The organism is Mesorhizobium sp. M0051 (assembly GCF_040323235.1).
GTDB lineage: Bacteria > Pseudomonadota > Alphaproteobacteria > Rhizobiales > Rhizobiaceae > Mesorhizobium.
This window is the reverse complement of sequence record NZ_JAMYUT010000036.1, coordinates 18,956-45,217: the sequence shown is the minus strand read 5'-3', so window position 1 is coordinate 45,217 and position 26,262 is coordinate 18,956. Positions and strand designations below refer to the sequence as shown.

The 26,262-nt window shown below is 61.9% G+C and carries 30 protein-coding genes, 2 pseudogenes and 1 riboswitch; of the genes and pseudogenes, 24 read left to right on the top strand and 8 right to left on the bottom strand.

Annotation, left to right across the window (positions count from 1 at the left end; translation table 11 throughout):
- The first annotated feature begins 112 nt into the window (after positions 1-112).
- On the top strand, positions 113-718 hold the full coding sequence (locus NKJ90_RS28345) for a TetR/AcrR family transcriptional regulator (RefSeq protein ID WP_023759110.1): 606 nt from the start codon (positions 113-115) through the stop codon (positions 716-718).
- A gap of 353 nt (positions 719-1,071) precedes the next feature.
- Positions 1,072-2,055: pseudogene (locus NKJ90_RS28340) on the top strand (hypothetical protein).
- Here NKJ90_RS28340 and bluB read toward each other — a convergent pair.
- Positions 2,056-2,802 carry a 5,6-dimethylbenzimidazole synthase gene (gene bluB, locus NKJ90_RS28335; protein WP_352487354.1) on the bottom strand — a complete coding sequence of 249 codons (747 nt, stop codon included), beginning with the start codon at positions 2,800-2,802 and terminating at the stop codon, positions 2,056-2,058. It lies immediately after the preceding pseudogene.
- Between the two features lie 48 nt (positions 2,803-2,850).
- Positions 2,851-3,030, bottom strand: a riboswitch (cobalamin riboswitch).
- Positions 3,031-3,151: 121 nt separating this feature from the next.
- Between bluB and NKJ90_RS28330 the strand changes: the two genes are divergently transcribed.
- The 6 genes from NKJ90_RS28330 (at position 3,152) to NKJ90_RS28305 (ending at position 8,147) form a co-directional block, all read left to right on the top strand.
- Complete coding sequence (locus NKJ90_RS28330) at positions 3,152-4,078, top strand: histone deacetylase family protein (protein WP_023759112.1); 927 nt, start codon at positions 3,152-3,154, stop codon at positions 4,076-4,078.
- Between the two features lie 3 nt (positions 4,079-4,081).
- The gene (locus NKJ90_RS28325) at positions 4,082-4,333 is read left to right on the top strand and encodes an exodeoxyribonuclease VII small subunit (protein ID WP_023759113.1); all 252 of its coding nucleotides are present in this window, start codon (positions 4,082-4,084) and stop codon (positions 4,331-4,333) included.
- A gap of 98 nt (positions 4,334-4,431) precedes the next feature.
- Positions 4,432-4,698 carry a DUF2277 domain-containing protein gene (locus tag NKJ90_RS28320; RefSeq protein ID WP_023759114.1) on the top strand — a complete coding sequence of 89 codons (267 nt, stop codon included), beginning with the start codon at positions 4,432-4,434 and terminating at the stop codon, positions 4,696-4,698.
- Positions 4,699-4,736: 38 nt separating this feature from the next.
- A complete protein-coding gene (locus tag NKJ90_RS28315) occupies positions 4,737-5,657 on the top strand; it encodes a pirin family protein (protein WP_023759115.1) in 921 nt (306 codons plus the stop codon).
- A 142-nt stretch (positions 5,658-5,799) separates the two neighbouring features.
- Complete coding sequence (gene dxs / locus NKJ90_RS28310; RefSeq protein ID WP_023759116.1) at positions 5,800-7,713, top strand: 1-deoxy-D-xylulose-5-phosphate synthase; 1,914 nt, start codon at positions 5,800-5,802, stop codon at positions 7,711-7,713.
- Between the two features lie 149 nt (positions 7,714-7,862).
- Positions 7,863-8,147, top strand: a complete 285-nt coding sequence (locus NKJ90_RS28305; protein ID WP_352487343.1) for a hypothetical protein — start codon at positions 7,863-7,865, stop codon at positions 8,145-8,147.
- A 107-nt stretch (positions 8,148-8,254) separates the two neighbouring features.
- Here NKJ90_RS28305 and NKJ90_RS28300 read toward each other — a convergent pair whose 3' ends face one another.
- Both NKJ90_RS28300 and NKJ90_RS28295 read right to left on the bottom strand, forming a co-directional pair.
- Positions 8,255-9,403 carry a GNAT family N-acetyltransferase gene (locus NKJ90_RS28300; protein ID WP_023759118.1) on the bottom strand — a complete coding sequence of 383 codons (1,149 nt, stop codon included), beginning with the start codon at positions 9,401-9,403 and terminating at the stop codon, positions 8,255-8,257.
- Entirely contained in the window at positions 9,400-10,395 is a 996-nt protein-coding gene (locus NKJ90_RS28295) for a sterol desaturase family protein (RefSeq protein ID WP_023759119.1), read from the bottom strand. The genes NKJ90_RS28300 and NKJ90_RS28295 overlap by 4 nt, the downstream gene beginning before the upstream one ends.
- 276 nt (positions 10,396-10,671) lie before the next feature.
- Between NKJ90_RS28295 and NKJ90_RS28290 the strand changes: the two genes are divergently transcribed.
- Both NKJ90_RS28290 and NKJ90_RS28285 read left to right on the top strand, forming a co-directional pair.
- Entirely contained in the window at positions 10,672-11,436 is a 765-nt protein-coding gene (locus NKJ90_RS28290) for a TlyA family RNA methyltransferase (RefSeq protein WP_023759120.1), read from the top strand.
- The gene (locus NKJ90_RS28285) at positions 11,433-12,674 is read left to right on the top strand and encodes a class I SAM-dependent RNA methyltransferase (protein ID WP_023759121.1); all 1,242 of its coding nucleotides are present in this window, start codon (positions 11,433-11,435) and stop codon (positions 12,672-12,674) included. Before NKJ90_RS28290 ends, NKJ90_RS28285 begins: the two co-directional genes overlap by 4 nt.
- A gap of 2 nt (positions 12,675-12,676) precedes the next feature.
- Here NKJ90_RS28285 and NKJ90_RS28280 read toward each other — a convergent pair whose 3' ends face one another.
- Positions 12,677-13,066 (bottom strand): type II toxin-antitoxin system VapC family toxin, encoded by a 390-nt coding sequence (locus NKJ90_RS28280; RefSeq protein ID WP_023759122.1) that lies wholly within the window; start codon positions 13,064-13,066, stop codon positions 12,677-12,679.
- Positions 13,053-13,328 (bottom strand): AbrB/MazE/SpoVT family DNA-binding domain-containing protein, encoded by a 276-nt coding sequence (locus NKJ90_RS28275; RefSeq protein ID WP_084025384.1) that lies wholly within the window; start codon positions 13,326-13,328, stop codon positions 13,053-13,055. Before NKJ90_RS28275 ends, NKJ90_RS28280 begins: the two co-directional genes overlap by 14 nt.
- Positions 13,329-13,527: 199 nt before the next feature.
- On the opposite strand from NKJ90_RS28275, the gene NKJ90_RS28270 reads away from it, so the two are divergent.
- Positions 13,528-13,812, top strand: a complete 285-nt coding sequence (locus NKJ90_RS28270) for a hypothetical protein (RefSeq protein ID WP_023759124.1) — start codon at positions 13,528-13,530, stop codon at positions 13,810-13,812.
- Positions 13,813-13,837: 25 nt separating this feature from the next.
- Here the strand turns inward: NKJ90_RS28270 and tldD are convergent, their stop codons facing one another.
- From tldD to NKJ90_RS28255, 3 genes are all read right to left on the bottom strand, one after another.
- The gene (gene tldD / locus NKJ90_RS28265; protein WP_023759125.1) at positions 13,838-15,250 is read right to left on the bottom strand and encodes a metalloprotease TldD; all 1,413 of its coding nucleotides are present in this window, start codon (positions 15,248-15,250) and stop codon (positions 13,838-13,840) included.
- A 197-nt stretch (positions 15,251-15,447) separates the two neighbouring features.
- The gene (locus NKJ90_RS28260; protein WP_023759126.1) at positions 15,448-15,990 is read right to left on the bottom strand and encodes an invasion associated locus B family protein; all 543 of its coding nucleotides are present in this window, start codon (positions 15,988-15,990) and stop codon (positions 15,448-15,450) included.
- Between the two features lie 27 nt (positions 15,991-16,017).
- Complete coding sequence (locus tag NKJ90_RS28255; protein ID WP_245266591.1) at positions 16,018-16,467, bottom strand: hypothetical protein; 450 nt, start codon at positions 16,465-16,467, stop codon at positions 16,018-16,020.
- Here NKJ90_RS28255 and coxB point away from each other — a divergent pair.
- From coxB to NKJ90_RS28190, 13 genes and pseudogenes are all read left to right on the top strand, one after another.
- The gene (gene coxB, locus NKJ90_RS28250; RefSeq protein WP_348626158.1) at positions 16,385-17,218 is read left to right on the top strand and encodes a cytochrome c oxidase subunit II; all 834 of its coding nucleotides are present in this window, start codon (positions 16,385-16,387) and stop codon (positions 17,216-17,218) included. The genes NKJ90_RS28255 and coxB overlap by 83 nt on opposite strands.
- 37 nt (positions 17,219-17,255) lie before the next feature.
- Entirely contained in the window at positions 17,256-18,908 is a 1,653-nt protein-coding gene (gene ctaD, locus NKJ90_RS28245; protein WP_023759128.1) for a cytochrome c oxidase subunit I, read from the top strand.
- Positions 18,909-18,986: 78 nt separating this feature from the next.
- Positions 18,987-19,931 carry a heme o synthase gene (locus NKJ90_RS28240; RefSeq protein WP_023759129.1) on the top strand — a complete coding sequence of 315 codons (945 nt, stop codon included), beginning with the start codon at positions 18,987-18,989 and terminating at the stop codon, positions 19,929-19,931.
- The gene (locus NKJ90_RS28235) at positions 19,928-20,095 is read left to right on the top strand and encodes a cytochrome c oxidase system small membrane protein (protein WP_023759130.1); all 168 of its coding nucleotides are present in this window, start codon (positions 19,928-19,930) and stop codon (positions 20,093-20,095) included. Before NKJ90_RS28240 ends, NKJ90_RS28235 begins: the two co-directional genes overlap by 4 nt.
- A complete protein-coding gene (locus NKJ90_RS28230; protein WP_352487339.1) occupies positions 20,095-20,727 on the top strand; it encodes a cytochrome c oxidase assembly protein in 633 nt (210 codons plus the stop codon). The genes NKJ90_RS28235 and NKJ90_RS28230 overlap by 1 nt, the downstream gene beginning before the upstream one ends.
- Before the next feature lies 1 nt (position 20,728).
- Positions 20,729-21,610, top strand: coding sequence for a cytochrome c oxidase subunit 3 (locus tag NKJ90_RS28225; protein ID WP_023759132.1), 882 nt, complete (start codon positions 20,729-20,731; stop codon positions 21,608-21,610).
- Between the two features lie 145 nt (positions 21,611-21,755).
- Positions 21,756-21,866, top strand: a pseudogene (locus NKJ90_RS28220) (L,D-transpeptidase family protein); the annotation flags it as partial.
- Between the two features lie 21 nt (positions 21,867-21,887).
- A complete protein-coding gene (locus NKJ90_RS28215; RefSeq protein WP_023759134.1) occupies positions 21,888-22,274 on the top strand; it encodes a DUF983 domain-containing protein in 387 nt (128 codons plus the stop codon).
- Positions 22,271-23,026, top strand: a complete 756-nt coding sequence (locus tag NKJ90_RS28210) for an SURF1 family protein (RefSeq protein ID WP_023759135.1) — start codon at positions 22,271-22,273, stop codon at positions 23,024-23,026. The genes NKJ90_RS28215 and NKJ90_RS28210 overlap by 4 nt, the downstream gene beginning before the upstream one ends.
- Positions 23,027-23,114: 88 nt before the next feature.
- Entirely contained in the window at positions 23,115-24,125 is a 1,011-nt protein-coding gene (ispH, locus tag NKJ90_RS28205; RefSeq protein WP_023759136.1) for a 4-hydroxy-3-methylbut-2-enyl diphosphate reductase, read from the top strand.
- A gap of 5 nt (positions 24,126-24,130) precedes the next feature.
- Positions 24,131-25,093 (top strand): homoserine kinase, encoded by a 963-nt coding sequence (locus tag NKJ90_RS28200; RefSeq protein WP_352487337.1) that lies wholly within the window; start codon positions 24,131-24,133, stop codon positions 25,091-25,093.
- Between the two features lie 11 nt (positions 25,094-25,104).
- Entirely contained in the window at positions 25,105-25,635 is a 531-nt protein-coding gene (rnhA, locus tag NKJ90_RS28195) for a ribonuclease HI (RefSeq protein WP_023759138.1), read from the top strand.
- Positions 25,636-25,676: 41 nt separating this feature from the next.
- Positions 25,677-26,261, top strand: coding sequence for a histidine phosphatase family protein (locus NKJ90_RS28190; RefSeq protein ID WP_023759139.1), 585 nt, complete (start codon positions 25,677-25,679; stop codon positions 26,259-26,261).
- Position 26,262 lies beyond the last annotated feature (1 nt).

Genomic DNA, 26,262 nt, shown 5'->3' with positions numbered 1-26,262 from the left:
CCTCGACAAAGCACGATTCGACATTTACATACGGTGCGTATGAATATCAAATAGCGCATACGCGACGTATGTCAATTGGCATACGATGCGTATGTGAATAGGGCCGGTAGCCATGCACAAGCCTCGCAAGGAGATGATCGCCGAGACACGCGCCAAATTGATCGCGGCCGCCCGCCATGCCTTCGGCACGATCGGCTATTCGGAGGCCTCGATGGATGACTTCACCGCCTCAGCCGGACTGACGCGCGGCGCGCTTTATCATCACTTCGGCGACAAGAAGGGCCTGCTGCAGGCGGTTATCGCCGAAATCGATGGGGAGATGGCGGCGCGCATCAATGAGGTCGCGTCGAGAGCGCCGACCCGTTGGCAGCAGTTCGTCGACGAATGTTCGACCTATATCGAGATGGCGCTGGAGCCGGAAATCCAGCGCATCATGTTCCGGGATGGCCCGGCCGTTCTGGGCGATCCGGCACAATGGCCGAACGCCAATGCGTGCATCGCTTCAATGACCGGCCATCTGACGGCGCTTCAGGAGGAGGGGGTCGTCGTCTCCAGCCTCGACCCCGAAACTGCCTCGCGGCTGATCAACGGCGCGAGCAGTCAGGCGGCGCAGCGGATCGCCAATTCGAACGACCCCGAAGCGACCTCGAAGAAGGTGGTCACGGCGTTCAAGCAACTGCTCGAAGGCCTGCTCAAAAGGCCGGGTCAACCGAGTTGAAATCCCATTGGTGGCTTGGCGCCACGGTAGGGCTCCGAACTCAGGTTAGCAAAAGACCTGACGACAGCCAGTTCGGCAGTGTCGGCAGCTTTTGTGCCGGCAGCTTTTCACGATAGGAATTTTTTCTTGACTCCGTGACCTCAGCTATGGTACATATTCGCTCATGGTGCTGATTTGCGCCAGTGACCCGCCGCGCAGGCGGGTTTTTCGTTTCCGCCAGCCTACGCGCCGGCGAAGGCTCCCAAGGAACCTGTTAACCCGAGTTCGTTGCCCTGTGGGCGCCACGGCCGGCAATTGACAATCGCCGGGTTGGGTTCATCCTTTCTCACCATCTCTGAGGGGAGATTCGGGACATGTGGGATTTCGATATCGGCAGGTCGGTGTCCATCATGATGCGGACCTGGCCGTTCATTGTCTTTCGCATGATCGTCTATTTTGGCATCACGCTGGCCTACATCATGGCGACCGGCACGGGCGCCTCTGTCGGCTATGGCGTCGGTCATATCTCCACCGATCCCGACGGGCCGCTGTCGTTTGCCCTGTGGGGCGGCGTGGTCGGCTTCGGCATCGTCTCGATCGCCGTCTACTAGATTCGCGAATACATCCTCTATGTCGTCAAGGCCGGTCACATCGCCGTCATGGTCCATCTGATCGACGGTCGCGACATTCCGGGTGGCCAAGGCCAGGTCGCCTACGCCAAGGATATCGTTACCCAGCGTTTCGCGGAGGCCAACATCCTTTTCGTCGTCGACCAGCTGGTCAAGGGCGCCATCCGCGCCATCACCGGCCTGCTTGGCGGCATCGCCGCTTTCCTGCCGATCCCGGGCCTGAGCGGCCTCGTCTCCTTCATCAACACGGTGATCCGCCTGTCGCTGACCTATGTCGATGAGATCATCCTCGGCTACAACATTCGCATTAATTCATCCTCGCCGTTCGAGACGGCGCGCCAGGGCGTCGTGCTCTATGCCCAGAATGGCAAGGTCATGGTCAAGAATGCCGTCTGGCTGGCGGTCATCATGTGGGGCGTATCATTCCTCATTTTCTTGCTCATGCTGGCCCCGGCCGCCGCCATTCTTTTCCTGATGCCCGGCCAGCTCGCCGACTGGGCCTTCGTGCTCGCCATCGTCTTCGCCTGGGCCTTCAAGGCGGCGTTCATCGAGCCCTTCGCCATCGCTTGCCTGATGCAGGTCTATTTCAAGACCATCGCGGGCCAGGTGCCAGATCCGGCCTGGGACACCCGGCTGGCGGAGGCGTCGTCGAAGTTCAGGGAACTCAAGGACAAGGCGCTGGCCTCCTTTGGCGGCTCGCCCTGGGGACCGGCCGGCGCGACACCCTGATCAGCGAGGGCTCGACGGCGCGGCAGAAACGGTGTTGAGGCGCGCCACGGTCGATTTGAGCAGCACTTCACCTTGCCCGGAAAACGTCTCGCTCATGATCAGTTCCGGCAGCGGCAGCCGCCGTCCCCAGCCATGCGTTTCAAGGTCAGGTTTTGGCGCGAACTCCGAGACGCGGCCGACGCAGAGATAGGCGACCGGGGTCACATGCTCCGGAATAGAAAGCAGGCCTTTCAGCGCTTGCGCCTCGATGATGCTGACCCAGCCGACACCGACGCCTTCGGCGCGCGCCGCCAGCCAGAAATTCTGCACCGCGCAGACCGTGCTATAGAGGTCCATCTCCGGATTGTGCGAGCGTCCCAGTGGCGAACCCTTCGAACGCTCGCGATCGCAGGTGATGCAGATGTTGAGCGCGCTTTCGCAAATGCCTTCCAGCTTGAGTTTGCGGTAGAGCGCCTGCCGCTCTTCCGCAATGGCCGGCAGTTCCTGCTGGCGCGCCGCCAGGAACAGGTCGCGCACCTTTTCCCGTCGCTCGGCATCGCGAATGACGATGAAGTTCCAAGGCTGCATGAAGCCGACCGACGGCGCGTGATGGGCGGCAAGCAGCAGCCGCGCCAGCACCTCATCGTCGAGCCCGGTGGGCAGGAAATGGCTGCGGACGTCGCGCCGCGTGAACATGGCGCGATACACCGCATCGCGCGCATTCTGCTCAAATCCATCGCCAACAGCAGCGGTCATGTGTTCCGGCATCGCTTGTCCCCTTGCGATTGCAATCGATGCCAACCGCCTGACCATGCGGATGACGATGCCTGCCAGGCCGGTCTTCTGGCTCGGGATCAACCCGCGTCCGGTGCCTTCCCGTCATCGACAGTGGCATATACCGGCGCGGTCCCCCTTACAGCGTTGGGCACGCCACGGAATTCAACCGTGTTCCCGATTCTCCCGCTTGCGGCGGGCACCAGGCAGTGTCACGGACCTTACGCCGAAGCGCGGACGACGCCAATGCCTGCAGCGACGCGAATGGACGCAGGCGCGATTTTCCCCAGTCATCGGCCGCCGGTGCATGGCCTTTGCCGATCCGGGTCACTAGATTAGGACGATGGCTACCCGTCTCTATACCCATCCGATCTTCCTTGAGCACCTCACGCCGCCCGGCCATCCCGAGCGGCCGGACCGCTTGCGCGCCATCGAGCGCGTGCTGGACGACGAGGCTTTTGCCGCGCTCGATCGTATCCAGGCGCCGGAAGGCGACGAGGCCACCATCCTCTATGCTCATCCCGCCGATTTCGTCGCCCGCGTGCGCGCCGCCATTCCCGACGAGGGAATCGCCCGCATCGACGCTGACACCACCGCCAGCCCGAAGAGCTGGCAGGCGGCGATCACCGCAATCGGTGCGGCCAACGCCGCCGTCGACGACGTCTTTGCAGGCCGCGCCGACAATGTCTTCGTCGCGGCGCGGCCGCCCGGCCACCATGCCGAAAAAACCACGGCGATGGGTTTTTGTCTGTTCAATACGGCGGCGATCGCGGCGCGTTATGCGCAGAAGAAGCATGGTATCGAGCGTGTTGCCGTCGTCGACTGGGACGTGCATCACGGCAACGGCACGCAGGATATTTTCTGGGACGATCCGTCGGTGCTCTATTGTTCGACGCACCAGATGCCGCTCTACCCCGGCACCGGCGCGAGGAACGAAACCGGTGCCGGCAACATCGTCAACGTACCGCTGGCGCCGCAGACCGGCAGCGAGGTGTTTCGCGATGCCTTCCTGTCGCGCGTGCTGCCGGCGCTCGACAATTTCGCGCCCGACCTGATCATCATTTCGGCCGGGTTCGACGCACATCACCGCGATCCGCTGGCCGAGATCAACCTGACCGAGGACGATTTCGACTGGGCGACCGGCCAGCTGATGCAGCGCGCCGCGCGTCACAGCGGCGACCGGCTCGTCAGCCTGCTCGAGGGTGGCTACGATCTGCAGGGATTGGCATTTTCGGTCGCCGCCCATGTCGGGCGACTGATGAAAGGATGAATGATGGCTGGTGAGATCAACGAAGATGTCAAGGAGATGAGCTTCGAACAGGCCCTCGACGCGCTGGAAAAGATCGTCGATGATCTTGAGCGTGGCGACGTGCCGCTCGATCAGTCGATCAAGATCTATGAGCGCGGCGAAGCGCTGAAGGCGCATTGCGACCGGCTGCTAAAGGCAGCCGAGGACAAGGTCGAGAAGATCAGGCTGTCGCGTGACGGCAAGCCGGTTGGAACGGAGCCGCTCGACGCGGACTGAGGCACGCAGCCGTCTCACCGACTTTTGGACACGATCATGATTGAGCATAGAGTTCGTCTTGATTGAAACGGCTCAGGACAAGAGGAGATACGGAAACGATGTGCAGAAACATCAAGACCCTGTTCAATTTTGATCCGCCCGCGACCAACGACGAAGTCCGCGACGCGGCACTTCAGTTTGTCCGCAAGCTGAGCGGAACGACGCGGCCTTCGAAGCAGAATCAGCATGCCTTCGACCACGCGGTCGAAGCCATCGCGGCATCGGCGCGCGAACTGCTCGATTCACTCGAAACTCATCAGCATCCTCGCAATCGCGAGGAAGTGGCGGCCAAACTAAGGGCGAAATCGGCGATCCGGTTTGCCTGAAGCGTCCAGGCTGCCTCTGGCGCTGACAAGGAGAGTGCATGAGCTTCTTCCCGGGGAAAGACCCAGAGGCCGGCGACGCCTTCGCCAGCGACCAGATCGAACTGATGGTCATCCCCAACGCCAAGGATATTGGCGGTTTCCAGGTGCGCCGCGCCCTGCCGACCGCCAAGAGGCGGTTGGTCGGCCCGTTCATCTTCTTCGACCGCATGGGCCCGGCTATCCTGCGCGCCGGCCAGGCGCTCGACGTACGCCCGCATCCGCATATCGGTCTGTCGACGGTCACCTATCTGTTCGACGGCAATATAAGGCATCGCGATTCACTCGGCACCGAAATGGTCATCCAGCCCGGTGACGTAAACCTGATGACCGCCGGCCGCGGCATCGTCCATTCTGAGCGCACCCCTGAAGAAATGCGCGGCGCGCCGATGTCGATTTCGGGCTTGCAGACCTGGTTGGCGCTGCCGGACGGCAAGGAAGACGTAGCCCCAGTTTTCGAGAACACCACAGCACTCCGGTTGCCCGAGATCGACGCCGAGGGCGTTAGCGGCCGCATTGCCATTGGTGATTTCCAAGGGCTGCGATCCCCGGTCAGGGCCGACACAGAGACACTCTATGCCGATCTGCGCCTGGCGCCAGGCGCCAGCGTGAAGATCCCCGCCGATGCGGAAGAACGAGCCATCTACACACTGGAAGGCGAGGTCTCGATCTCGGGCGACGCTTTCCCGGCCGAACGGCTGCTGGTGTTTCGGCCCGGTGACGAGATCGTCGTATCGTCGCAGACCGGCGCGCATTTCATGCTGTTCGGCGGCGCTTCGCTCGGCTCGCAGCGCTACATCTGGTGGAATTTCGTCTCATCGTCGAAGGAACGCATCGAGCAGGCCAAGCACGAATGGAAGACGGGACGTTTCGATATTGTTCCCGGAGACGAGGAAGAGTTCATTCCGCTGCCGGAAAGCTGATGCATTCGCCCGAAAGTGACCCGGTTCTGGGAGAACGGCATGCATCAAACCAAGGACCGCAGCCCGATCCGCGTCACTGACGTGCATTTACATTCTCCGGCCGGCGGCCTATTTCGCCAATGAACAGAAAGCCTGAGCACCCGTGAACGCAACGCCGCATACGCCGCTTCTCGACAAAGTCCGCATCCCAGCCGACCTGCGCACGCTTGCCGAAAGCGAGCTGCCGCAATTGGCAGCCGAGCTTCGCGCCGAGCTGATCGATGCCGTCTCCCACACCGGCGGCCATCTTGGCGCCGGCCTTGGCGTGGTCGAGTTGACGGTGGCGCTGCACTATGTCTTCAACACCCCCGATGACCGGCTTATCTGGGACGTCGGCCATCAGGCCTATCCGCACAAGATCCTGACCGGCCGCCGTGACCGCATCCGCACATTGCGCCAGGAAGGGGGCCTGTCGGGCTTCACCCGCCGCGCCGAGAGCGAGTACGATCCCTTCGGCGCCGCCCACTCCTCGACATCGATTTCGGCCGGCCTCGGCATGGCTGCCGCTCGCGATCTCTCCGGCGGCCGCAACAATGTCATCGCTGTCATCGGCGACGGTGCGATGTCTGCCGGCATGGCCTACGAGGCGATGAACAATGCCGGCGCGCTCGATGCGCGGCTGATCGTCATCCTCAACGACAACGACATGTCGATCGCGCCGCCGACCGGCGCGATGAGTGCCTATCTGGCGCGTCTGGCTTCGGGCAAGGCCTATATCGGCCTGCGCGATTTCGGCAAGAAACTGACGTCCTATCTCGGCAAACGCGCCGACCGCGCGATCACAAGGGCGGTCGAGCACGCACGCGGCTACGTTACCGGCGGCACGCTGTTCGAGGAGCTCGGTTTCTATCACATCGGCCCGATCGACGGTCACAATCTGGAGCATCTGATCCCGGTCCTGAAAAATGTCCGCGACAATGGCGAAGGCCCCGTGCTGATCCATGTCGTCACTCAGAAGGGCAAGGGCTACGCGCCGGCGGAAGCCGCCGCCGACAAATATCACGGCGTCAACAAATTCGATGTCATCACCGGCGCGCAGGCCAAGGCGCCCGCCAACGCGCCTGCCTACACCAAGGTGTTCGCCGAAAGCCTGGTAAGGGAAGGCCGCGAGGATGACCGTATCGTTGCCGTCACCGCTGCCATGCCGAGCGGCACCGGCCTCGACCTGTTCGGCGAGGCATTCCCGTCGCGGACCTTCGATGTCGGCATCGCCGAACAGCACGCGGTGACCTTCGCAGCCGGCCTTGCCACCGAAGGCTATAAGCCGTTCGCGGCGATCTATTCGACCTTCCTGCAGCGTGCCTACGACCAGGTCGTCCACGACGTCGCCATCCAGAAATTGCCGGTGCGGTTTCCCATCGACCGGGCTGGTTTCGTCGGAGCCGACGGCGCCACCCATTGCGGCGCTTTCGACACCACCTTCCTGGCAACCTTGCCGGGGTTTGTCGTCATGGCCGCTGCCGACGAGGCGGAGCTGCGCCATATGGTGCGCACCGCGGCGAGCTATGATGACGGCCCGATCGCCTTCCGCTATCCGCGCGGCAACGGCGTCGGCGTGGACCTGCCGGAGCGCGGCTCGGTTCTCGAAATCGGCAAGGGCCGCATCCTCAAGGAGGGCACCAAGGTAGCACTGCTGTCCTTCGGCACGCGACTGCAGGATTGTCTGATCGCCGCCGAGGAGCTGGGTGCGGCGGGGCTTTCCACCACGGTCGCCGATGCCCGTTTCGCCAAGCCGCTCGACGAGGATCTGATCCGCCGGCTGGCCCGCTCCCATGAGGTGCTGGTGACGGTGGAGGAGGGCGCCGTCGGCGGCTTTGCCAGCCACGTGCTGCAGTTCCTCGCCCACGAAGGCCTCCTGGAAAGCGGCTTGAAGGTGCGTCCGCTGGTGCTGCCCGACGTGTTCACTGACCACGCCAAGCCGGAAAAGATGTACGCCGATGCCGGGCTCGACGCGGCCGGCATCGTGCGCACCGTGTTCGTCGCGCTCGGGCATATGGTTCGCGCTCAACGCGCCTGAATTAAAGTCTCAACGACTTGAATCAGTTGGCCGGCCCACGACCTTAACGCGTTGTTTACGCTGCCGTTTGGCCTTTCGCTTACCGTCTCTCTTGGTCGTTTTTCAACGGCGCCCTGCTAAACCGTTGACCAGGCAGGGAGACAACAACAATGAAAACGCTTCTGTGCGGCGTAGCGCTTTGCATCGTCATCGTCGCGCCGGCCGCCGCCGAAACGCGCTACGATCGCAGCCTCGAAAAGGCGGCCATGAGCATCATCGCCGGCAAGATGGGCGATATCCGCGGCGGCTTTTCCTACAAGCAGGTGCCGCAGCTGGTGGTCGTGCCGGGCGTAGTGCCGGCCATGAGCGAACGCCCACGCGAGGAAGCCACGGGCAAGCCGGACGACGATCTGTCGCCCGCCGTGGAACGGCAGGTCTCGCGAACCATTTTCTAAATTGGAGGCCGGTGGGCCTGGAGTTGCTTAAGAAGGCACGATGGGTGTCGGTCCATCGGCAGATGCCTTTCCATGACGCTTGCCGTTATGCAGCCGATCTGAAAAGACTATTCTTCGGCCAGCTCCGCTTGCTTCGACGGCTTCTCGGAGCGCCATGATTTCGCGGCGTTGCGGGCGCGGTCGGCCAAGATGGCGAGGCGTCCGCGCAGGCTTCGCCCACCCATCACTGATGACAAGATCACCGAATGCGTCGAAAAGCGGCGCTTGAAATCCTCGCCGCCGCAGAGAAAGTCGACCGTGGTCAAGCCCTGGTCAAGCGACCACTGGATATAGTCCATCATCAAGACCATGCCCGGCGAGGCCCGCTCGAAGGACGGGTCATAGGTCGTGACGAAAGCCATCATCGTCCCGCGCTGCTCGAAATTGATCGAGACGGCGATGATCGCGTCGTCACGTTCGAGCACGAAGATGCGCAGCAATCGGAGCTCGGCCAGGACGGAGACGAGTGCCGCCAGAGCGGTGGAGCCTTCGTCGAAGAGATCCGAAGCGCGGCCGTGCTTTGCCAGCCACAGCCGCTTCAGCGCCGCGACGCGCTCGAGCACCTGCTCGCGGTCTTCGTGCGCATCCATCAGGCGGAAGCGCAGCTTGCCGCCTTCCTCCATGAATTTGCGGCCACGGCGGTAGTTTTGCCGGGTTTTTTTCGATTGGCTTTCGAACCATTGCGCGCCGCCTTGCCAGGTGCCAGCGACACGATGGCTGATCTCGCTGCGGTGGTTTGGCTGCAAGATCGTGCCGCGGCCTGGGACGGCGGAACCGAGCAGGGCGTGGAATCGGGCATCCGGCAACAAACGATTCAGATAAACGAGGTCGAAGCCACCATCGTCGAGAATGCGTTGCCAGAGTTGCGATAGAATCAACGGGTCGCAGTCGGGGGCGAGCAACACGTCGCCGTAATCGCTGTGATCCTTCGCCGCCCATTCCAGGATACGGACACCGGAGCGCTTGAAGGTCGCAAGTGCAATGACGGCCTCAAGCCGCTTGCCGCTCCAGACCAACCCGATCCTGAGGCCGCGCCGGTCCTGATGCGGCGTCGTGCGCCACCAGGCCGAGATCCAGTCCGGATGCTGGAAAACAAGGCCGCCGGCGCGTTGCCAGAGCGCCGTCCAGGCCGGCGCTATTTCTGCCAGGCGCGCGGCCGAAGTCGCGACTTCGATATGGTGCGTTTGCGGCAGCCGGCACACGACGGGCCCGTTCAAGGCTCCCCCCTTTGCGGCGATTGCCGTGACTCGGGCTTTTCAGTGCGGAGGTATCTTGCGATCAGCCGCCAAATCCGCTTCAGCGGCAGGATATAGAGGCCTGAGAGCGACTGGTAGTCGCGCACGTTGCGTTCGATCAAACCGAACTTGAAGTCCTCGTCCGGTCTGGGAACGCATAGCGTTCCGAACAGCCGGTCCCAGAACGAGAAGAGCAGCCCGAAGTTCTTGTCGTAGTGGCGCGGGTCCGTGCTGTGGTGCAACTGATGCCAGTGCGGGCATAAGATCAGGTTGTTCAGCGGCCCAAAGGAAATCTTGAAATGCGTGTGCCTGACGAAATCCATCATCAGGATGTTGCGTATGATGTAGACGTTGACGCCGAAGATCGTCAGTTCGACGAGGTTCAACGCGACCAGCGACCAGATGCCGAAGCAGATGCCGGGAATGACGCCGTCCCAAGCCCGGTTCATCAATTCGTCGAGCGGGTGGACGCGGTCCTTGGTTATGCCGACCATCACCTCGGCCGAATGGTGCACCTTGTGCAGTTCCCAGAGCACCGGATAGCGATGCTGGGCGACGTGATAGAGATAGTAAGAGATGTCGTAGGCGAGCAGCATTGTGATGGTGAATATCGTTACCGTCACCGGTCCTGCCGGACCGTCGATCAGAGGCGATTGGATCGGAAGGAAGGTCGTGAGTAGCCAGTTCGTCGCATAACCGACGGCGCTGACGAAGACGATGCCGGCAGGCAGCATGAGGAACGGCATCAGGGCCTTCCTCGTCACCCAGAACAGAAGGTCGGCTCTCGCCGAGGGATGAGTGACGACCTCGTGCGGGATCGCGAACTCGAAGAATTCTTTCCAGCTCTTTTTCTCGACCGTGCGCCAATAGGCGACGAGGGCGCTGACCAAAGCGGTCAGCAACAGAAGTCCGGTCGCCAGCAGACCGGCGCCGGAAATCCGGTCAAGCACCTTGTAGACGATTTCGCTGGCCATTTCCAAGATTGCCGCCTCTTCATCCCGTTTTGCGGGCTGTCGCAGTCATAACATTTTAGTCCTCAAGCAAGTGCGACGAGAACTGGTTAACGATCCATGAAATTTCCGGTGGCTTAAGACGAGAGAATTTCTGTCATGCCCATCTTCCTTGAAGTTGAGGCGCGTGATTGCCCAAGCACGAAGCGCCGTTTGCAGATCATTGTCGGAGGCGACATGCTTTCCTTCAATGCCGGGCAGTGCCCTTGCCATCGTCGTCGGCTTTCGCCATGAAGGCCGATGAATTCGCCTCTGCCAGCCAGCGCCCGCCAGCGGCTTGACGACCTGCTCGTCCAACGCGGGCTGTTTGCCAGCCGCTCGCGTGCCCGCGACGCGGTCGAACGCGGCACGGTGACTGTCGACGGCGTCCTTGCCCGCAAGCCTGGTCAGAGCGTTTCGCCGCAATGTCTCATCGCCATCGACGACCCGGCGCAAGGCTATGTGTCGCGCGCGGCGCTCAAGCTGATCGGCGGGCTCGACCATTTCGGCCTCGATCCCGCCGGCTGTGAGGCACTCGACATCGGCGCCTCGACAGGCGGCTTTACCCAGGTCCTGCTGGAGCGCGGCGCTGCTCATGTCACCGCCATCGATGTCGGGCATGGTCAGGTGCACCCTGATGTCGGGGGAGACCCGCGTGTGACGGTGATCGAAGGCCTGAACGCCCGCGATCTCACCGCCGCCGATCTTGGCGGTCGTATACCGGATTTCATTGTCTCCGATGTCAGCTTCATCTCGCTGAAACTGGCGATGCCGCCGGCGCTTGGCCTTGCGAAGGCTGGCGCCAAGGCCATGTTTCTGGTCAAGCCCCAATTCGAGGCTGGTCGCGAAGCGATCGGCAAGGGTGGTCTGTTGAAAGATCCCTACGACGCCTCCCGTGTCGCCGGCCTGTTGCAGGATTGGCTCGATGCCGTCCCCGGCTGGCGGGCGCTGGGGCTGCATTTGTCACCGATCGAGGGCGGCGACGGCAATCGCGAATTCTTGCTCGGTGGGATCAAGGATCGATGAGCGCGCGCTTCACCATCAGTAAACTTGGCGCTCAGGGGGACGGCATCGCCGAGACCGAGACAGGCGATCTGTTCATCCCTTTCACATTGCCCGGCGAAACGGTCACCGCTTCGCGCGAAAGGGATCGCGCCATGCTGGTGGCGGTGCTGGAAGCCTCGCCGTTGCGCATCGATCCCGCCTGCCGCCATTTCACCGAATGCGGCGGCTGCGCCCTCCAGCATTTCGAAGCCGAAGCCTATCGCCAGTGGAAACGCGAAAAGGTGGTGCACGCCTTGAAGGGTAAAGCAATCGATTGCGAGATCGGTGAACTGGTCGCCTGCGCGCCGCACACGCGCCGCCGTGTGGTGCTTGCCGCCCGGCGCACGGACACAAGCATGCTGCTCGGCTTCCATCGCCATCTGTCGCCGGAGATCATCTCCATCGAGGAATGCCCGATCTCGCTGCCGGAGATCGTCGCCGCGCTCGATCGCTTGAAGGCACTCGCCGAATTGGTCTGTGCCACCACCAAATCGTTTCGCATGACCGTCACCGTGACCGGTTCAGGCCTCGATGTCGCCGTCTATGAATCAGGCAAACTGGGCGAGAACCAGCGTCGGGTCGCTTCCAATTTCGTCATGGCCCAGGGATTTGCGCGGCTTTCGATCGACGACGAGATCATCATAGAGCCAAAAAAGCCGACGGTCATGTTCGGCGGCGTTGCCGTCGCCATTCCGCCTGGCGCCTTCCTGCAGGCCACCGAGGCCGCAGAACAGGCGATGGCCGGTATCGTCGGTGGACATCTGAAGCGTGCCAAGAAGGTGGCGGACCTCTTCGCCGGTTGCGGCAGCTTTGCCTTGCGGCTGGCGACCAAATCCGAAGTCCACGCGGTGGAGGGTGATGCGGCAGCCCTTTCGGCGCTCGACCGGGGGTCACGCTTCGCCACCGGCCTGAAGCGGGTGACGGCTGAACGCCGCGATCTGTTCCGCCGGCCGCTGACGTTCAAGGAATTGAATGGCTTCGACGGCCTGGTGTTCGATCCCCCACGGGCGGGTGCCGAGGATCAGTCGAAGCAGATCGCCCGCTCGGATGTTCCGTACGTCGCCGCGGTATCCTGCAATCCGGTGACGCTCGCGCGGGATTTGCGTATCCTCATCGACGGCGGTTACACCTTGAAAAGCGTGACGCCGATCGACCAGTTCCTGTGGTCGCCGCACGTCGAGGCGGTGGCGCTGCTGGAGAAGCCGAAACGGCGACGGTAGCGTTATGCTTCTTGCACGTTTTCAAGCCCAGTTGCTTTCGCGGCCTTGACGAGCTTGCGGTCGAAGGTCGCGAAGCCCGTGCAGTGCGCAGATTTGCCCAGATGCAAGGCATCCGCGAAATCCATTCCCGTCTGGGCTAGGTCGAGGGCGAAAGAGACAGTCGCGGCTTCCTCTACCTCAACGGTTGCGAGCCCGCCGAAACCCCGTAGCGCTCGGATGATTTCGGTCTGATCGTAGCCATAGGCACTACGCAGTACCCATTCGGCTTCCAGGATCACCGTAACGGCAACAAAGACCGGTCGAGTATCGATCAGCTGTCGAGCGCGTAGGGACTGCTCAGGGTGGTCGCCCGTCAGGTAACGAACGACGACATTGGTATCAATCGCGAGCATGGTGTCGCCGCGCCTCTGCGAGCACGCCCGCGTCCATTTCTTCCAGAGTCTTTGGTTCGCCCCTGTGTGGAAGAGAGCCAAACACATCTTCTGGCCGCGTCTCGGCAAAAGCTCGCGCCGGCGTTAAAAGGACGCCTTCCGGCGTGTCTTCGACCTGTAGGCGTGTTCCGGCACCCCACTCTCTCCGTTTCCGGATTGCGCTGGGCAGGATGACTTGTCCCTTGGTCGAGACGATAGTCGTGAGCTTTTCCGGAGCACCCACAGAAGCCTATTCCTAATGTAAGACAATCGTAAGATAGCGCGAGATGACATCGATTTCAAGGCTATGAAGCTTGCAAAGCCGGAGTCGTCCCACTCTGCGAGCACGACGGTTGCGAAGCTTGTGGGGATCAGCGCCGTCATTGTTGAGCTTGCCGCTAAAAGCGGGCAGATTGCACCGCGGAATTAGGGGGGACTGAAAAATGATTTCACCAGGATTCGTTGCCGAGATTTTGGGCGCAGCTCTCATGATGGCGCTCACGGGTGCGCTCGTCGCCTGGATCTTGCGAAAGATCACTCGAATCGGGTTATTGCCATCTTATGCACTTGGCATCGCGGCCATGACGTTTGTCGCAGCTGCGCTGTATGTCTCCGGCCACGACGGAACAGTCGACTACCTGAGTGCTTGGATCAAATATGCGATCGGTGGCGTCATTGGCTTCTTGATTCTCTACGCGACTTCGCGCCGTTCTATCAGCAAGGCATAACGGCTCGGCCAGAGGGGCCGATCGATCAAACCCGCGTGCCGCCGACGGTCATCTGGTTCATGCGCAAATGCGGCTGGCCGACGCCGACAGGCACGCCCTGTCCGGCCTTGCCGCACATGCCGATGCCGGTGTCGAGCTTCATGTCGTTGCCGATCATCGCAACGCGATGCATGGCGTCCGGCCCGTTGCCGATCAGCATGGCGCCCTTGATCGGCTGCGTCACCTTGCCGTTCTCGATCATGTAAGCCTCGGTGCAGCCGAAGACGAATTTGCCTGAGGTGATGTCGACCTGGCCGCCGCCGAAGGAGACTGCATAGATACCGTTCTTCACCGAAGCGATGATTTCGTCCGGCTCCATGTCGCCTGCCGTCATGTAGGTGTTGGTCATGCGCGGCATCGGCTGGTGGGCATAGCCTTCACGCCGGCCGTTGCCGGTCGCCTTCATACCCATCAGCCGGGCGTTCTGGCGATCCTGCATGTAGCCGACCAATTTGCCGTCGTCGATCAGCACATTGCGGGCCGAAGGCGTGCCTTCGTCATCGACAGTGAGCGAGCCGCGCCGCTCGGGCATGGTGCCGTCGTCAACGACGGTCACTCCCTTGGCGGCGACCTGCTGGCCCAGCAGGCCGGCGAAGGCCGAGGTCTTCTTGCGGTTGAAGTCGCCTTCCAGCCCATGGCCGACAGCCTCGTGCAGCATGACGCCCGGCCAACCGCTCGACAGCACGATGTCGAAGGTGCCGGCCGGCGCCGGTATCGCCTCGAGGTTGACGAGGGCTTGCCGGAGCGCCTCCTTGGCGGCGTGCTTCCAGCTGTCCTCGACCAGGAATTCGCCAAAGGCCTTGCGGCCACCCATGCCGTAGGAGCCGCTCTCCTGGCGGTCGCCATTGCCGACCACGACAGAGACGTTGATGCGGACCAGCGGGCGGATATCGCGCACCACCTGGCCGTCGGCGCGCACGATCTCGACATGTTGCCAGGAGGCGGCAAGCGAGGCCGAAACCTGGCGCACGCGCGGATCCTCGGCGCGCAGCCACGCGTCGATCTCCTGCAGCAGCTTTGCCTTGGTCTCGAAGGAAGGCGAGGGGATAGGGTTCTCCTCGCCATAGAGATGGCGGTTGGTGCGGGCGGGTGCGGCGGCAAGCGTGCCGGAATAGCCGCCCTTGACGGTTGAAACGGCGTCGGCCGCGCGCAGCAGCGAGGCCTCGGAAAGATCGCTGGAATGCGCGTAACCGCTGGCTTCGCCGGCGACGGCACGCAGACCAAACCCCTGGTCGGTGTTGAAATTGGCGGTCTTCAGCCGGCCATTGTCGAACATCAGCGCTTCGCTTTCGCTGTATTCGAGAAACAGCTCGCCGTCGTCGGCGCCGTTGATGGTCTCAGCGACGATTTGCTTGATGCGATCGTCTGAAATGTCGAATTGGCCGATCAGGCTGTTCATGGCGCGTCCGTTCACAGGAGGAATGGGTCTTTGCCCCGATGTAGGCGCGAAGGCGCGTCGAGACAATCGTCCCGTCGCATTGCGAAGACAAATGCGCTCGCCGACAGGTCGGTCGACGTCACTTTTGGTGGATGAAGTCCTTGAGGTCGCTGGCCATCGAATTCCAGTTAGAAAGGTTTCCAGCAAGCACCAGCCTGTCAGGGCAGGGCGGCAAAACCGTCGGCGAACCCCTTGAGATCGACCGGGATGCCGATGCCTTCTTCCGGAGTCTGGAAAACGATGAAGGTGGCCGACGTGCCGGTCTTCAGCGTGTCGAGCAGCGGCTTTTCGAGAATGACCTCGGCATAGCAGCCGTCCTGGAAGCAGCGTACGAAATAGGCGCGGCCGATATCCTTGCCGTCGACATTGAGGCCGAGCCCGTTGGGCAAGAGTACGCCGAGCGGCGCCAGCACGCGCAGGATCTCCGCCTTGTTATCGGCGGTGCGCAGCACGACGACCGACAGCCCCATCTCCGGACGATCCTCGGCGACGACGTTCTGCATCATCACGCATTGTTCCGAGGTCGCGCCGGCCGGGGTGTCGCAGATGATCGACCACGCGCCATGCGTCGAGCGCACCGTGCCGCTCGGTTGCGCGGCGTTGGCCGTGCCGGACAAGCCGATACCAGACAGGGCGGCGAGAAAGATGACCTTCGCCCAGTTTCTCGAAAACCGAGAGTTTCTCGAAAGCCAAGGGATCATGACGGCTCCATTGCGAATCACGGCACTTTAAGCCGCGCCAAAGCCAAGTAAAGGATGAGACCGCAACCGGTCTGCCCCCAAAAAGCCAATGCGGCGCTTTTCCCTGCCAATTTCGCCCGAATTGCGACGTCCGGCACGAGCGGCCCGCAGGAATGCGAGGCGCATCCGGTCTTGCGCGCAAAAATGCCGCACGGTTTCGCCCGCTCCTTTCTTGCAGAGGGAAAAAGAGTATGGTTTGAACCAGCTTGAGACTGTCGGGATTCCCGTCCCGGCATTGTTCGTTATTCTCGTGGATACCGCCGCGAGGAACTGGGAGACGATGAGGGCGATGAGAAATTTCCTGGCAAGCGCCAAGTTTCTAGCAAGTGCCAAGCTTCTAAGTGCTTGTGCCGCTATCACGTTTTTCGCCGGCAGATCCGCCCATGCCGACCAGCCAAAGAACTGGGAGACAACCTTCCAGGCGCCGGCGACCGACATGATGCGGCAGATCGAGTGGTTCGGAAACTACACGATGTGGTTCATCGTCCCGATCACCATCCTGGTGCTTCTTCTCCTCGCATATTGCATCGTGAGATTCCGTGCGAGCGCGAACCCGGTTCCGTCCAAGACCAGCCACAACACGCTGATCGAGGTGATCTGGACTGTCGGCCCGGTTGTCATCCTGCTTTGCCTCGCCATTCCCTCGTTCCAGCTGCTGACCGCGCAATATACGCCGCCGGAAGAAGCAAAGCTGACCGTCAAGGCGACCGGCAACCAGTGGAACTGGGATTACGAGTACCAGACCGAGAACACGCTCTCCTTCAACTCCGCCATCCTGCAGGACGGTGATCGCGCTGCCGCCGGCAAGGAGGACCGCAAGGAATATCCGCGCCTACTGGCCGTTGACAACGAGATGGTGGTGCCGGTCAACACCATGACCCGCGTGCTTGTCACCGCGACCGACGTCATCCACTCCTTCGCCATGCCGTCGTTCGGCATCAAGATCGACGCCATTCCGGGCCGCACCAACGAGACCTGGTTCAAGGCGGAGAAGGAAGGCCTCTACTACGGTCAGTGCTCGCAGCTCTGCGGCAAGGACCATGCGTTCATGCCGATTGCCATCCGCGTCGTCTCGGATGCGCAGTTCAAGACCTGGTTGGCGGCAGCCAAGACCGATCTGCCCGGCGCCAACAAGACGCTGATGGCCGAGGTCGACGGCCGAAACAAGGTAGCAGCCGCCGGCAACTGATGCCGCGGCCAGAAAAGATCAGGGAACGGAGCGGAACATGGCAGACGCTGCAGCTCACGACGGGCACGATCACAAGCCTTATCACGGCTGGGTGCGCTGGGTTTATTCGACCAACCACAAGGACATCGGTACGCTCTACCTGATCTTCGCGATCATGGCCGGCATCATCGGCGGTGCCTTGTCTGTCGCCATCCGCATGGAGTTGCAGGAGCCGGGCATCCAGATCTTCAGCGGCCTGGCGCAGATGGTCTACGGCATGAACGGTGACGCCGCGATCGACGGCGGCAAGAGCATGTACAATGCCTTCGCCACCGCGCACGCACTGATCATGATCTTCTTCATGGTCATGCCGGCGCTGATCGGCGGTTTTGCCAACTGGATGGTGCCGATCATGATCGGCGCGCCAGACATGGCGTTCCCGCGCATGAACAATATCTCCTTCTGGCTGCTGCCGCCGGCTTTCATCCTGCTGCTCACCTCGATGTTCGTGCCGAGTGCGCCGGGTGCCTTCGGCGTCGGTGGCGGCTGGACGCTCTATCCGCCGCTGTCGACCTCGGGTCAGCCCGGACCCGCCATGGATCTGGCGATCCTGTCGATCCACATCGCCGGTGCGTCGTCGATCCTTGGCGCAATCAATTTCATCACCACCATCTTCAACATGCGCGCGCCTGGCATGACGCTGCACAAGATGCCGCTGTTTGCCTGGTCGGTGCTGATCACCGCCTTCCTGCTGCTGCTCTCGTTGCCGGTTCTGGCCGGCGGCATCACCATGCTGCTCACCGACCGCAATTTCGGCACGACCTTCTTTGCTCCCGATGGCGGCGGCGACCCAATTCTGTTCCAGCACCTTTTCTGGTTCTTCGGTCACCCGGAAGTCTACATCCTGATCCTGCCGGGCTTCGGCATCATAAGCCACGTCATCTCGACCTTTTCGAAGAAGCCGGTGTTCGGTTATCTCGGCATGGCCTACGCCATGGTGGCGATCGGCGCCGTCGGCTTCATCGTCTGGGCGCACCACATGTACACGACCGGCCTGTCGCTCGACACGCAGCGTTATTTCGTCTTCGCCACCATGGTCATCGCGGTGCCGACGGGCGTGAAGATCTTCTCCTGGATCGCGACGATGTGGGGTGGGTCGATCTCGTTCAAGACGCCGATGCTGTGGGCGCTGGGCTTCATCTTCCTGTTCACCATCGGTGGCGTTACCGGCGTCCAACTGGCCAATGCCGGCCTCGACCGCTCGCTGCATGACACCTATTTCGTCATTGCCCACTTCCACTATGTGCTGTCGCTCGGCGCGGTGTTCGCCATCTTCGCCGGTTGGTACTACTGGTTCCCGAAGATGACCGGCTACATGTACTCGCCGGTGATCGCCAACACCCACTTCTGGGTCACCTTCGTCGGCGTCAACCTGATCTTCTTCCCGCAGCATTTCCTCGGCCTCGCCGGCATGCCGCGCCGCACCATCGACTATCCGGACGCGTTTGCCGGCTGGAACTACGTATCGTCCATCGGCTCCTATATATCGGCCGTCGGCGTCCTGATCTTCCTCTATTGCGTGTTCGAAGCTTTCCAGAAGAAGCGGATCGCCGGCGCCAATCCGTGGGGCGAGGGTGCAACGACTCTCGAATGGCAGCTGCCTTCGCCGCCGCCTTTTCACCAGTGGGAACAGCTGCCGAAGATCAAGTAAGGCGGCTGCCCCGCTCGAATACAAAACCGCCGGTCCGCCGGCGGTTTTGCCCAACGGAATAATGGACTTAAAGTACGCATGGCCCTTGTCGACGACCCATTGATTGACGAAGCGGGCTTTCGCATGTCGGAAGCAACAGCGGGCGATTTCTTCGCCCTGCTGAAGCCGCGCGTCATGTCGCTGGTGGTGTTCACCGCCTTTGTCGGCATGGTCGCGGCGCCCGTGACCGTCAATCCGCTGCTGGCTGTGATCGCCATCCTGTCGATTGCCATTGGTGCTGGCGCCTCCGGGGCGCTGAATATGTGGTATGACGCCGACATCGATGCGGTGATGACCAGAACCGCCAGCCGTCCAGTTCCGTCCGGTCGCATCCAGGCGCATGAAGCGCTGAGCTTCGGTCTGGTGCTTTCGGTGCTGTCGGTGATGACACTCGGCGTGCTGGTTAACTGGCTTGCAGCGACGCTGCTGGCCTTCACCATTTTCTTCTACGCCGTCGTCTACACGATGTGGCTGAAGCGCTGGACGCCGCAGAACATCGTCATTGGCGGGGCTGCTGGCGCCATCCCGCCGGTGATCGGCTGGGCCGCGGTGACCGGGACGGTCAGCCTGGAAAGCCTGATCCTGTTTCTGATCATCTTCCTGTGGACGCCGCCGCATTTCTGGGCGCTGGCGCTGTTCAAGTCAGAGGACTACGCCAAGGCCGGTATCCCGATGATGCCCAACGTCGCCGGACACGCTTCGACCCGCCGCCAGATCTTCGCTTACGCGCTGGTTCTGGCCCCCGTCGGTGTGCTGCCCTGGCTGCTTGGCTACACCACGCCGTTCTACGGTGTCGCCGCCACGTTGCTCGGGTTGGGATTTGTCTGGTACGCGTGGAAAGTGCTTGGCATGCCCGACAGCGACCGCATCATGAAACCGGCCAAGGCCCTGTTCGCATATTCGCTGCTTTATCTCTTTGCCATCTTCGCTGCCTATCTGGCCGACAGCGTTGTCGAACGCGCGCTTGCCATGGGCGGAGCATGACCATGATCGAAGAAAAGCTCGAGCTGGTCACGTTGACCGAGCGGCAGAGGAAAGCCAGACGCAACCGTTCGGTAGCAATCGGTGTGGCGCTGGCCGTCCTGGTCGTCATTTTCTACATCGCGACGATCGTGAAGTTCGGCCACAATCTGTCGGGCACGATGTGATGAGCGTCGAGACGTCCAAAAGACCGGCTGGGAAGAACGGCAACCTCGTTGTCGCGGCCGTCTGCCTTGCCTTCTTCACCGGCATGATCGGCATGGCCTATGCCGCGGTGCCGCTCTACAAGATGTTCTGCCAAGCGACGGGCTATGGCGGCACGACGCAGCGCGCAGAAAAGCAGTATGCCGGCCGCGTGCTCGACCGGGAGATCACCGTCCGTTTCGATGCCAACATCGCCGGCGTGCCGTGGGACTTCCAGCCGGTCCAGCGCGCGATGACGATGAAGATCGGCGAGACGGTGCAGGCGCACTACAAGGCAACCAACAAGTTCGATCGCTCCGTGACTGGCCGCGCCACCTTCAATGTGCAGCCGGAACTGGCAGGCCCCTACTTCAACAAGGTCGAGTGCTTCTGCTTCACCGACACGACGTTGAAGCCCGGCGAGACCCTGGACATGCCGGTCCTGTTCTACGTGGATCCTGACATCGTCAACGTGCCGGAACTGAAGGACGTAAAGACGATCACTCTGTCCTATACGATGTTTCCGGTCGAGAAGAACAAGCCGGTTGCGTCGTCGGAGCCGGTTCAAGGCAAGAGCAAAACAATTTCGAATACCGAAGCAAATCTCGGGGGTTGATATGGCAGACGCGCACGCAAAACCACAGCATGACTATCATCTCGTCGACCCGAGCCCGTGGCCCTTCCTGGGATCGGTAGGAGCGCTCGTCACCGCCTTTGGCGGCGTCTGCCTGATGCAATATCTGAAGGGCGGCAGCTTCCCGATTTTCGGCCTCAACATCGCCAATCCGTGGCTGTTCTTCATCGGCATCGTGATCGTCCTCTACACCATGTTCGCCTGGTGGTCGGACACGATCAAGGAAGCGCACGAGGGCCATCACACGCGTGTCGTGTCGCTCCATCTGCGCTACGGCATGATCATGTTCATCGCCTCGGAGGTGATGTTCTTCGTTGCCTGGTTCTGGGCCTATTTCGACGCCAGCCTTTTCGCCGGCGAGGTGCAGAATTACGCGCGCCATACTTTCACCGGTGGCGTCTGGCCGCCGAAGGGAATGGAGGTTCTCGATCCCTTCCATTTGCCGCTCTACAACACCGTCATCCTGCTCCTGTCAGGCACTACGGTTACCTGGGCGCACCACTCGCTCATTCACGGCGATCGCAAGGGACTGATCAACGGTCTGGTGCTGACTGTCGGGCTCGGCATGCTGTTCACCATGGTGCAGGCGTATGAGTACATGCACGCTCCATTCGCCTTCAAGGATTCCATCTACGGCGCCACCTTCTTCATGGCGACCGGCTTCCACGGCTTCCATGTCATCATCGGCACCATCTTCTTGGCGGTCTGCCTGATCCGGGCGATAAAGGGTGATTTCACGCCCAAGCAGCATTTCGGCTTCGAGGCCGCAGCCTGGTATTGGCATTTCGTCGACGTGGTCTGGCTGTTCCTGTTCGCATCGATCTACGTCTGGGGATCGGTCGGCGCGGTGGTCGAAGCCCACTGATTCCCGATTGAGGGTTCGATTTCAATAAGGCGGCCGCGGCGACGTGGCCGCCTCTTCTTTTCGGCGCAATGATCGCCGATCGATGGACCATGCGGCCGACAATTCCCTGTGCCATTTGCGCATTCGTGATCATGATGTTGCCGAGCTGCTTCAATTGGTCGACTGGACCGACGGCTGCATTGCGGTTACGGATTCCGACATGAATGAAATCTGGGCAATGGTGGCCGATAGGACACCGATCGAGATCGAGCGGTAAGCAATGAGCGACGACGCTTCCATGGGCGAAGATAGGGCGATCTGGCCCCCGATCGACCCGATTTCGGCCGGCCTGCATGGCCGCTGTCCACGCTGCGGCGAAGGGCGGCTCTTCTCCGGTTTCCTCACCGTCGGCAAGCGCTGCGTCAATTGCGGCCTCGACTATTCCTACGCCGATGCCGGCGATGGGCCGGCGGTCTTCGTCATCCTGATCATCGGTTTCATCATTGTCGGGCTGGCGCTCTGGGTTGAAGTCACGCTGAGCCCGCCGCTCTGGCTGCATCTGCTGGTCTGGATTCCGCTGGCGGTCGTGCTGTGCCTGACGGCGCTGCGGCTGATCAAAGGCGTGCTGCTCACGCTGCAATACCGCAACAAGGCGGCCGAGGGCCGGCTGGATCGCGGCGAATGAGCGAGGCGTTCGTCAAAGCCAGCGGCCGCTCGCGGCCGGGATCGGCATTGCTGCTTGGCCTTGGCCTGGTGCTGTTGCTGATCTTGCTGGCGCTCGGCACCTGGCAGGTCCAGCGCCTGCACTGGAAGGAAGATCTTCTCCAGACCATCGACCAACGCACCCATTCAGAACCGCGGCCGCTGGCCGAAATCGAGAAAGAATTCGCCGCCACCGGCGACGTCGACTACACGCCGATCACCGTCACCGGCACGTTCCTGCATCAAGGCGAACGGCATTTCTACGCAACCTGGGACGGCGAAGCCGGCTTCAACGTCTATACGCCGCTTGCCCTGGACGATGGCCGCTTTGTCCTGATCAATCGCGGTTTCGTGCCCTACGATCTGAAGGATGCCGCCAAGCGCGCCAAGGGACAGGTGACGGGCAGGGTGACGATCACGGGACTTGCCCGCAACCCGCTGCCGGCAAAGCCGTCGATGATGCTTCCCGACAATGATGCGGCGAAGAACATCTTCTACTGGAAGGATCGTGACGCGATGGCGGCGAGCGCCGGGCTGCCGGCGGGCGCCGCGCTGGTGCCGATCTTCATCGACGCCGACAAGACGCCTAATCCAGGCGGCTTGCCGGTGGGCGGCGTCACCATCATCGACCTGCCGAACAGCCATCTGCAATATGCGATGACCTGGTATGGCCTTGCCGCGGCGCTCGCTGCCGTGCTCATCCTGCGGCTTCGCCGTCCCGCGAAAGAGGAATGAACGCCACCGACGCCCGCCTCTCTACCGATGCCCTTGACAGGGCAGGGGTAGGCACCTCATTTCGGCTCTGATCAACCGGCCCGGATTCATGCTTCAGACAACGACCAAACCACCCCTGACGATCCGGCTCTGCCAGCCGCGCGGCTTTTGCGCCGGCGTCGACCGTGCCATCCAGATCGTCGTACTGGCGCTGAAGAAGTATGGCGCGCCGGTCTATGTCCGCCATGAGATCGTGCACAACCGTTACGTCGTCGAGGGTCTGCAAAGCCTTGGCGCGGTCTTCATCGAGGAACTCTCCGAAATCCCGGCCGAACACCGGCAATCGCCGGTCGTGTTCTCGGCGCATGGCGTGCCGAAGTCGGTGCCGGCCGATGCCCAGGCGCGCAATCTGTTCTATCTGGATGCCACCTGTCCGCTGGTGTCGAAGGTTCACAAGCAGGCGATGCGCCATCAGCGGCTCGGCCGCCATGTGCTCCTGATCGGCCATGCCGGACATCCCGAGGTGATCGGCACCATGGGCCAGTTGCCCGACGGGGCGGTGACGCTGATCGAGACCGAAGCCGACGCCGCAAAGCTCGCGCCCGCCGACCCGCAGGCGCTCGGTTTCGTCACCCAGACCACGCTGTCGGTCGAGGACACCGCCGGCATCATCCGGGCCTTGCAGGATCGCTTTCCAGCCCTGCAGGCTCCGGCGGCGGAATCGATCTGCTATGCCACCACCAACCGCCAGGAAGCGGTCAAGGAGACCGCTGCCGGCGCCGATCTCTATTTGATCGTCGGCGCACCCAATTCCTCCAATTCGCGGCGCCTTGTCGAAGTGGCGGAACGTGCCGGCGCCTCGATGTCGCTTCTCGTGCAGCGCGCCGCCGAGATTCCGTGGAATGACATCGCCAACATTTCGACGCTCGGCCTGTCGGCTGGCGCGTCGGCGCCCGAAATCATCGTCGACGAGATCATCGACGCGTTCCGGCAACGCTTCGATGTCACGATCGACCTGGCCATCACGGCCACGGAGACAGAGGATTTTCCGGTCATGCGGGTGCTGCGCGATGTCGAACTGACGCGGGCCGACATGGCCTTCGTCAATGGAGCCGCGTAAGGCAGATGGCGGTCTACACCGACGTTGCGGAAGGCGAACTCGGCGCGTTCCTGAAGCACTATCCGGTCGGCGATCTCCTGTCCTACAAAGGTATCGCCGAAGGTACCGAAAACTCCAACTTCCTCCTGCACACCTCCAGCGGCTCCTACATCCTGACGCTTTACGAAAAGCGGGTCGAGAAGGCGGACCTGCCGTTTTTCCTCGGCCTGATGGGCCATCTCGCAAAAAAAGGCGTGTCTTGCCCGCTGCCGGTGACCGCGGATGACGGCAGCGTCATCGGCACGCTCGCAGGCCGGCCGGCGGTTATCATCACCTTCCTCGAAGGGCTTTCGCTGCGGCGGCCGACATCGGCGCATTGCGCCGAGGTCGGCAAGGCGTTGGCGCAGTTGCATCTGGCCGGCGCCGATTTTTCGATGACGCGTCCGAATGCGCTGGCCATCGACGGCTGGCGCAAGCTCTGGAACGCGGCGCGCGATCGCGCCGACGAGGTCGAGCCGGGCCTTGCGGCCGTGGTCGATGCCGACTTCGCCGATTTCGAGCGCAACTGGCCGAAAGACCTGCCGCAAGGCATCATCCATGCCGATCTTTTCCCGGACAACGTCTTCTTCCTCGGCGAAAAGCTCTCCGGTCTGATCGATTTCTATTTCGCTTGCGACGACCTCTACGCCTACGATGTCGCTACCTGCCTCAATGCCTGGTGCTTCGAGAAGGATTTTTCCTTCAACCTTACCAAGGGCAAGGCGTTGCTTGCCGGCTATCAGAGCGTGCGTCCCCTAAGCGACCAGGAGAAGGCGGCGCTGCCGATGCTGGCGCGGGGTTCGGCGCTGCGCTTCATGCTGACCCGGCTGTACGACTGGCTAACCGTGCCCGATGGTGGGCTGGTGATGAAACGCGACCCGACCGAGTATATCCGCAGGATGCGGTTCCATCGGGCGATCAGATCTCCTTCGGAATATGGATTGGCCTAATATGGGGTATCATGAGCAAGCAGGTTGAGATCTTCACCGACGGCGCCTGTTCGGGCAATCCCGGTCCCGGCGGCTGGGGCGCGATCCTGCGCTTCAACGGCACCACCAAGGAGCTGTCCGGCGGCGAAGCCGAGACGACCAACAACCGCATGGAACTTCTCGCCGCCATCTCGGCGCTGAACGCGCTGAAGGAACCTTGCGCGGTCGAGCTTCACACCGACAGCAAATATGTCATGGACGGCATCTCCAAGTGGATCCACGGCTGGAAAAAGAACGGCTGGAAGACCGCCGACAAGAAGCCTGTGAAGAACGGTGAACTCTGGCAGGCGCTCGATGAAGCCAACCGGCGCCATAAAGTCACCTGGAACTGGGTCAAGGGCCATGCCGGCCATACCGAGAACGAGCGCGCCGACGAACTCGCGCGCGAAGGCATGGCGCCGTTCAAGAAGGGTCCATTCAAGCCTGCTGTGGCCTCAAAGCCAGCTGTGCAGACAAAACAGCCGGCAGTCGCAAGGGTGCGGCGCTCAACCCAGAGCTATTGAATTCCGGGAGCCGGACGGATCTCAGGCAGGGAATTTCTATCGTGCCGATCCTCTACTACGTCACGCATCCCCAGGTTCAGGTCGATGCCAATGTTCCAGTGCCGGAATGGGGGCTATCCGACATAGGACGGGCGAGAGCGTTTGCAATGCTCGATCAGCCCTGGGTCGGGTCGATCCGGCGTATCGTGTCGTCGGCTGAACGCAAGGCGATGGAAACCGCCGAGATCCTCGCAGCGCATCTGCGTCTTGCCATCGAGGTGAGGGAACGGATGCACGAGAACGATCGCTCGGCAACGGGCTTTCTGCCGCCGCCGGAGTTCGAAGCGGTCGCGGACCAGTTCTTTGCCAATCCACACAAAAGCATTCGCGGATGGGAAAGAGCCATCGATGCCCAGCAGCGTATAGTGAGCGAGGTTGACACCGTGCTCCGCACCAACGACGCCGACGACATTGCCTTCGTCGGGCATGGAGGCGTGGGAACACTGCTGTTGCTGTCCCTCAGTGGTCGCGAGATCAGCCGCGAAGCGGATCAGCCAGCCGGTGGCGGCAACTGTTTTGCTTACGATATCGGCGTTCGCGATGTTATCCATGGATGGCGGCCGATCGACAGGCTGGCGCAGCTGTAGA

Bases quoted from the DNA above. Each gene is read 5' to 3' on its own strand.
- NKJ90_RS28315 (WP_023759115.1), top strand. From the start codon at position 4,737: ATGAGCTTCTTCCCGGGGAAAGACCCAGAGGCCGGCGACGCCTTCGCC.
- NKJ90_RS28235 (WP_023759130.1), top strand. From the start codon at position 19,928: ATGACCATGATCGAAGAAAAGCTCGAGCTGGTCACGTTGACCGAGCGG.
- NKJ90_RS28230 (WP_352487339.1), top strand. From the start codon at position 20,095: ATGAGCGTCGAGACGTCCAAAAGACCGGCTGGGAAGAACGGCAACCTC.
- NKJ90_RS28325 (WP_023759113.1), top strand. From the start codon at position 4,082: ATGGCTGGTGAGATCAACGAAGATGTCAAGGAGATGAGCTTCGAACAG.
- NKJ90_RS28200 (WP_352487337.1), top strand. From the start codon at position 24,131: ATGGCGGTCTACACCGACGTTGCGGAAGGCGAACTCGGCGCGTTCCTG.
- bluB (WP_352487354.1), bottom strand. From the start codon at position 2,802: ATGCCGGAACACATGACCGCTGCTGTTGGCGATGGATTTGAGCAGAAT.
- tldD (WP_023759125.1), bottom strand. From the start codon at position 15,250: ATGAACAGCCTGATCGGCCAATTCGACATTTCAGACGATCGCATCAAG.
- NKJ90_RS28305 (WP_352487343.1), top strand. From the start codon at position 7,863: ATGAAAACGCTTCTGTGCGGCGTAGCGCTTTGCATCGTCATCGTCGCG.
- NKJ90_RS28260 (WP_023759126.1), bottom strand. From the start codon at position 15,990: ATGATCCCTTGGCTTTCGAGAAACTCTCGGTTTTCGAGAAACTGGGCG.
- NKJ90_RS28225 (WP_023759132.1), top strand. From the start codon at position 20,729: ATGGCAGACGCGCACGCAAAACCACAGCATGACTATCATCTCGTCGAC.
- NKJ90_RS28215 (WP_023759134.1), top strand. From the start codon at position 21,888: ATGGGCGAAGATAGGGCGATCTGGCCCCCGATCGACCCGATTTCGGCC.
- NKJ90_RS28295 (WP_023759119.1), bottom strand. From the start codon at position 10,395: ATGGCCAGCGAAATCGTCTACAAGGTGCTTGACCGGATTTCCGGCGCC.
- NKJ90_RS28345 (WP_023759110.1), top strand. From the start codon at position 113: ATGCACAAGCCTCGCAAGGAGATGATCGCCGAGACACGCGCCAAATTG.
- NKJ90_RS28280 (WP_023759122.1), bottom strand. From the start codon at position 13,066: ATGCTCGCGATTGATACCAATGTCGTCGTTCGTTACCTGACGGGCGAC.
- NKJ90_RS28330 (WP_023759112.1), top strand. From the start codon at position 3,152: ATGGCTACCCGTCTCTATACCCATCCGATCTTCCTTGAGCACCTCACG.
- rnhA (WP_023759138.1), top strand. From the start codon at position 25,105: ATGAGCAAGCAGGTTGAGATCTTCACCGACGGCGCCTGTTCGGGCAAT.
- ctaD (WP_023759128.1), top strand. From the start codon at position 17,256: ATGGCAGACGCTGCAGCTCACGACGGGCACGATCACAAGCCTTATCAC.
- NKJ90_RS28240 (WP_023759129.1), top strand. From the start codon at position 18,987: ATGGCCCTTGTCGACGACCCATTGATTGACGAAGCGGGCTTTCGCATG.
- NKJ90_RS28285 (WP_023759121.1), top strand. From the start codon at position 11,433: ATGAGCGCGCGCTTCACCATCAGTAAACTTGGCGCTCAGGGGGACGGC.
- NKJ90_RS28320 (WP_023759114.1), top strand. From the start codon at position 4,432: ATGTGCAGAAACATCAAGACCCTGTTCAATTTTGATCCGCCCGCGACC.
- NKJ90_RS28270 (WP_023759124.1), top strand. From the start codon at position 13,528: ATGATTTCACCAGGATTCGTTGCCGAGATTTTGGGCGCAGCTCTCATG.
- NKJ90_RS28290 (WP_023759120.1), top strand. From the start codon at position 10,672: ATGAATTCGCCTCTGCCAGCCAGCGCCCGCCAGCGGCTTGACGACCTG.
- NKJ90_RS28210 (WP_023759135.1), top strand. From the start codon at position 22,271: ATGAGCGAGGCGTTCGTCAAAGCCAGCGGCCGCTCGCGGCCGGGATCG.
- ispH (WP_023759136.1), top strand. From the start codon at position 23,115: ATGCTTCAGACAACGACCAAACCACCCCTGACGATCCGGCTCTGCCAG.
- NKJ90_RS28255 (WP_245266591.1), bottom strand. From the start codon at position 16,467: ATGTCGGTCGCCGGCGCCTGGAAGGTTGTCTCCCAGTTCTTTGGCTGG.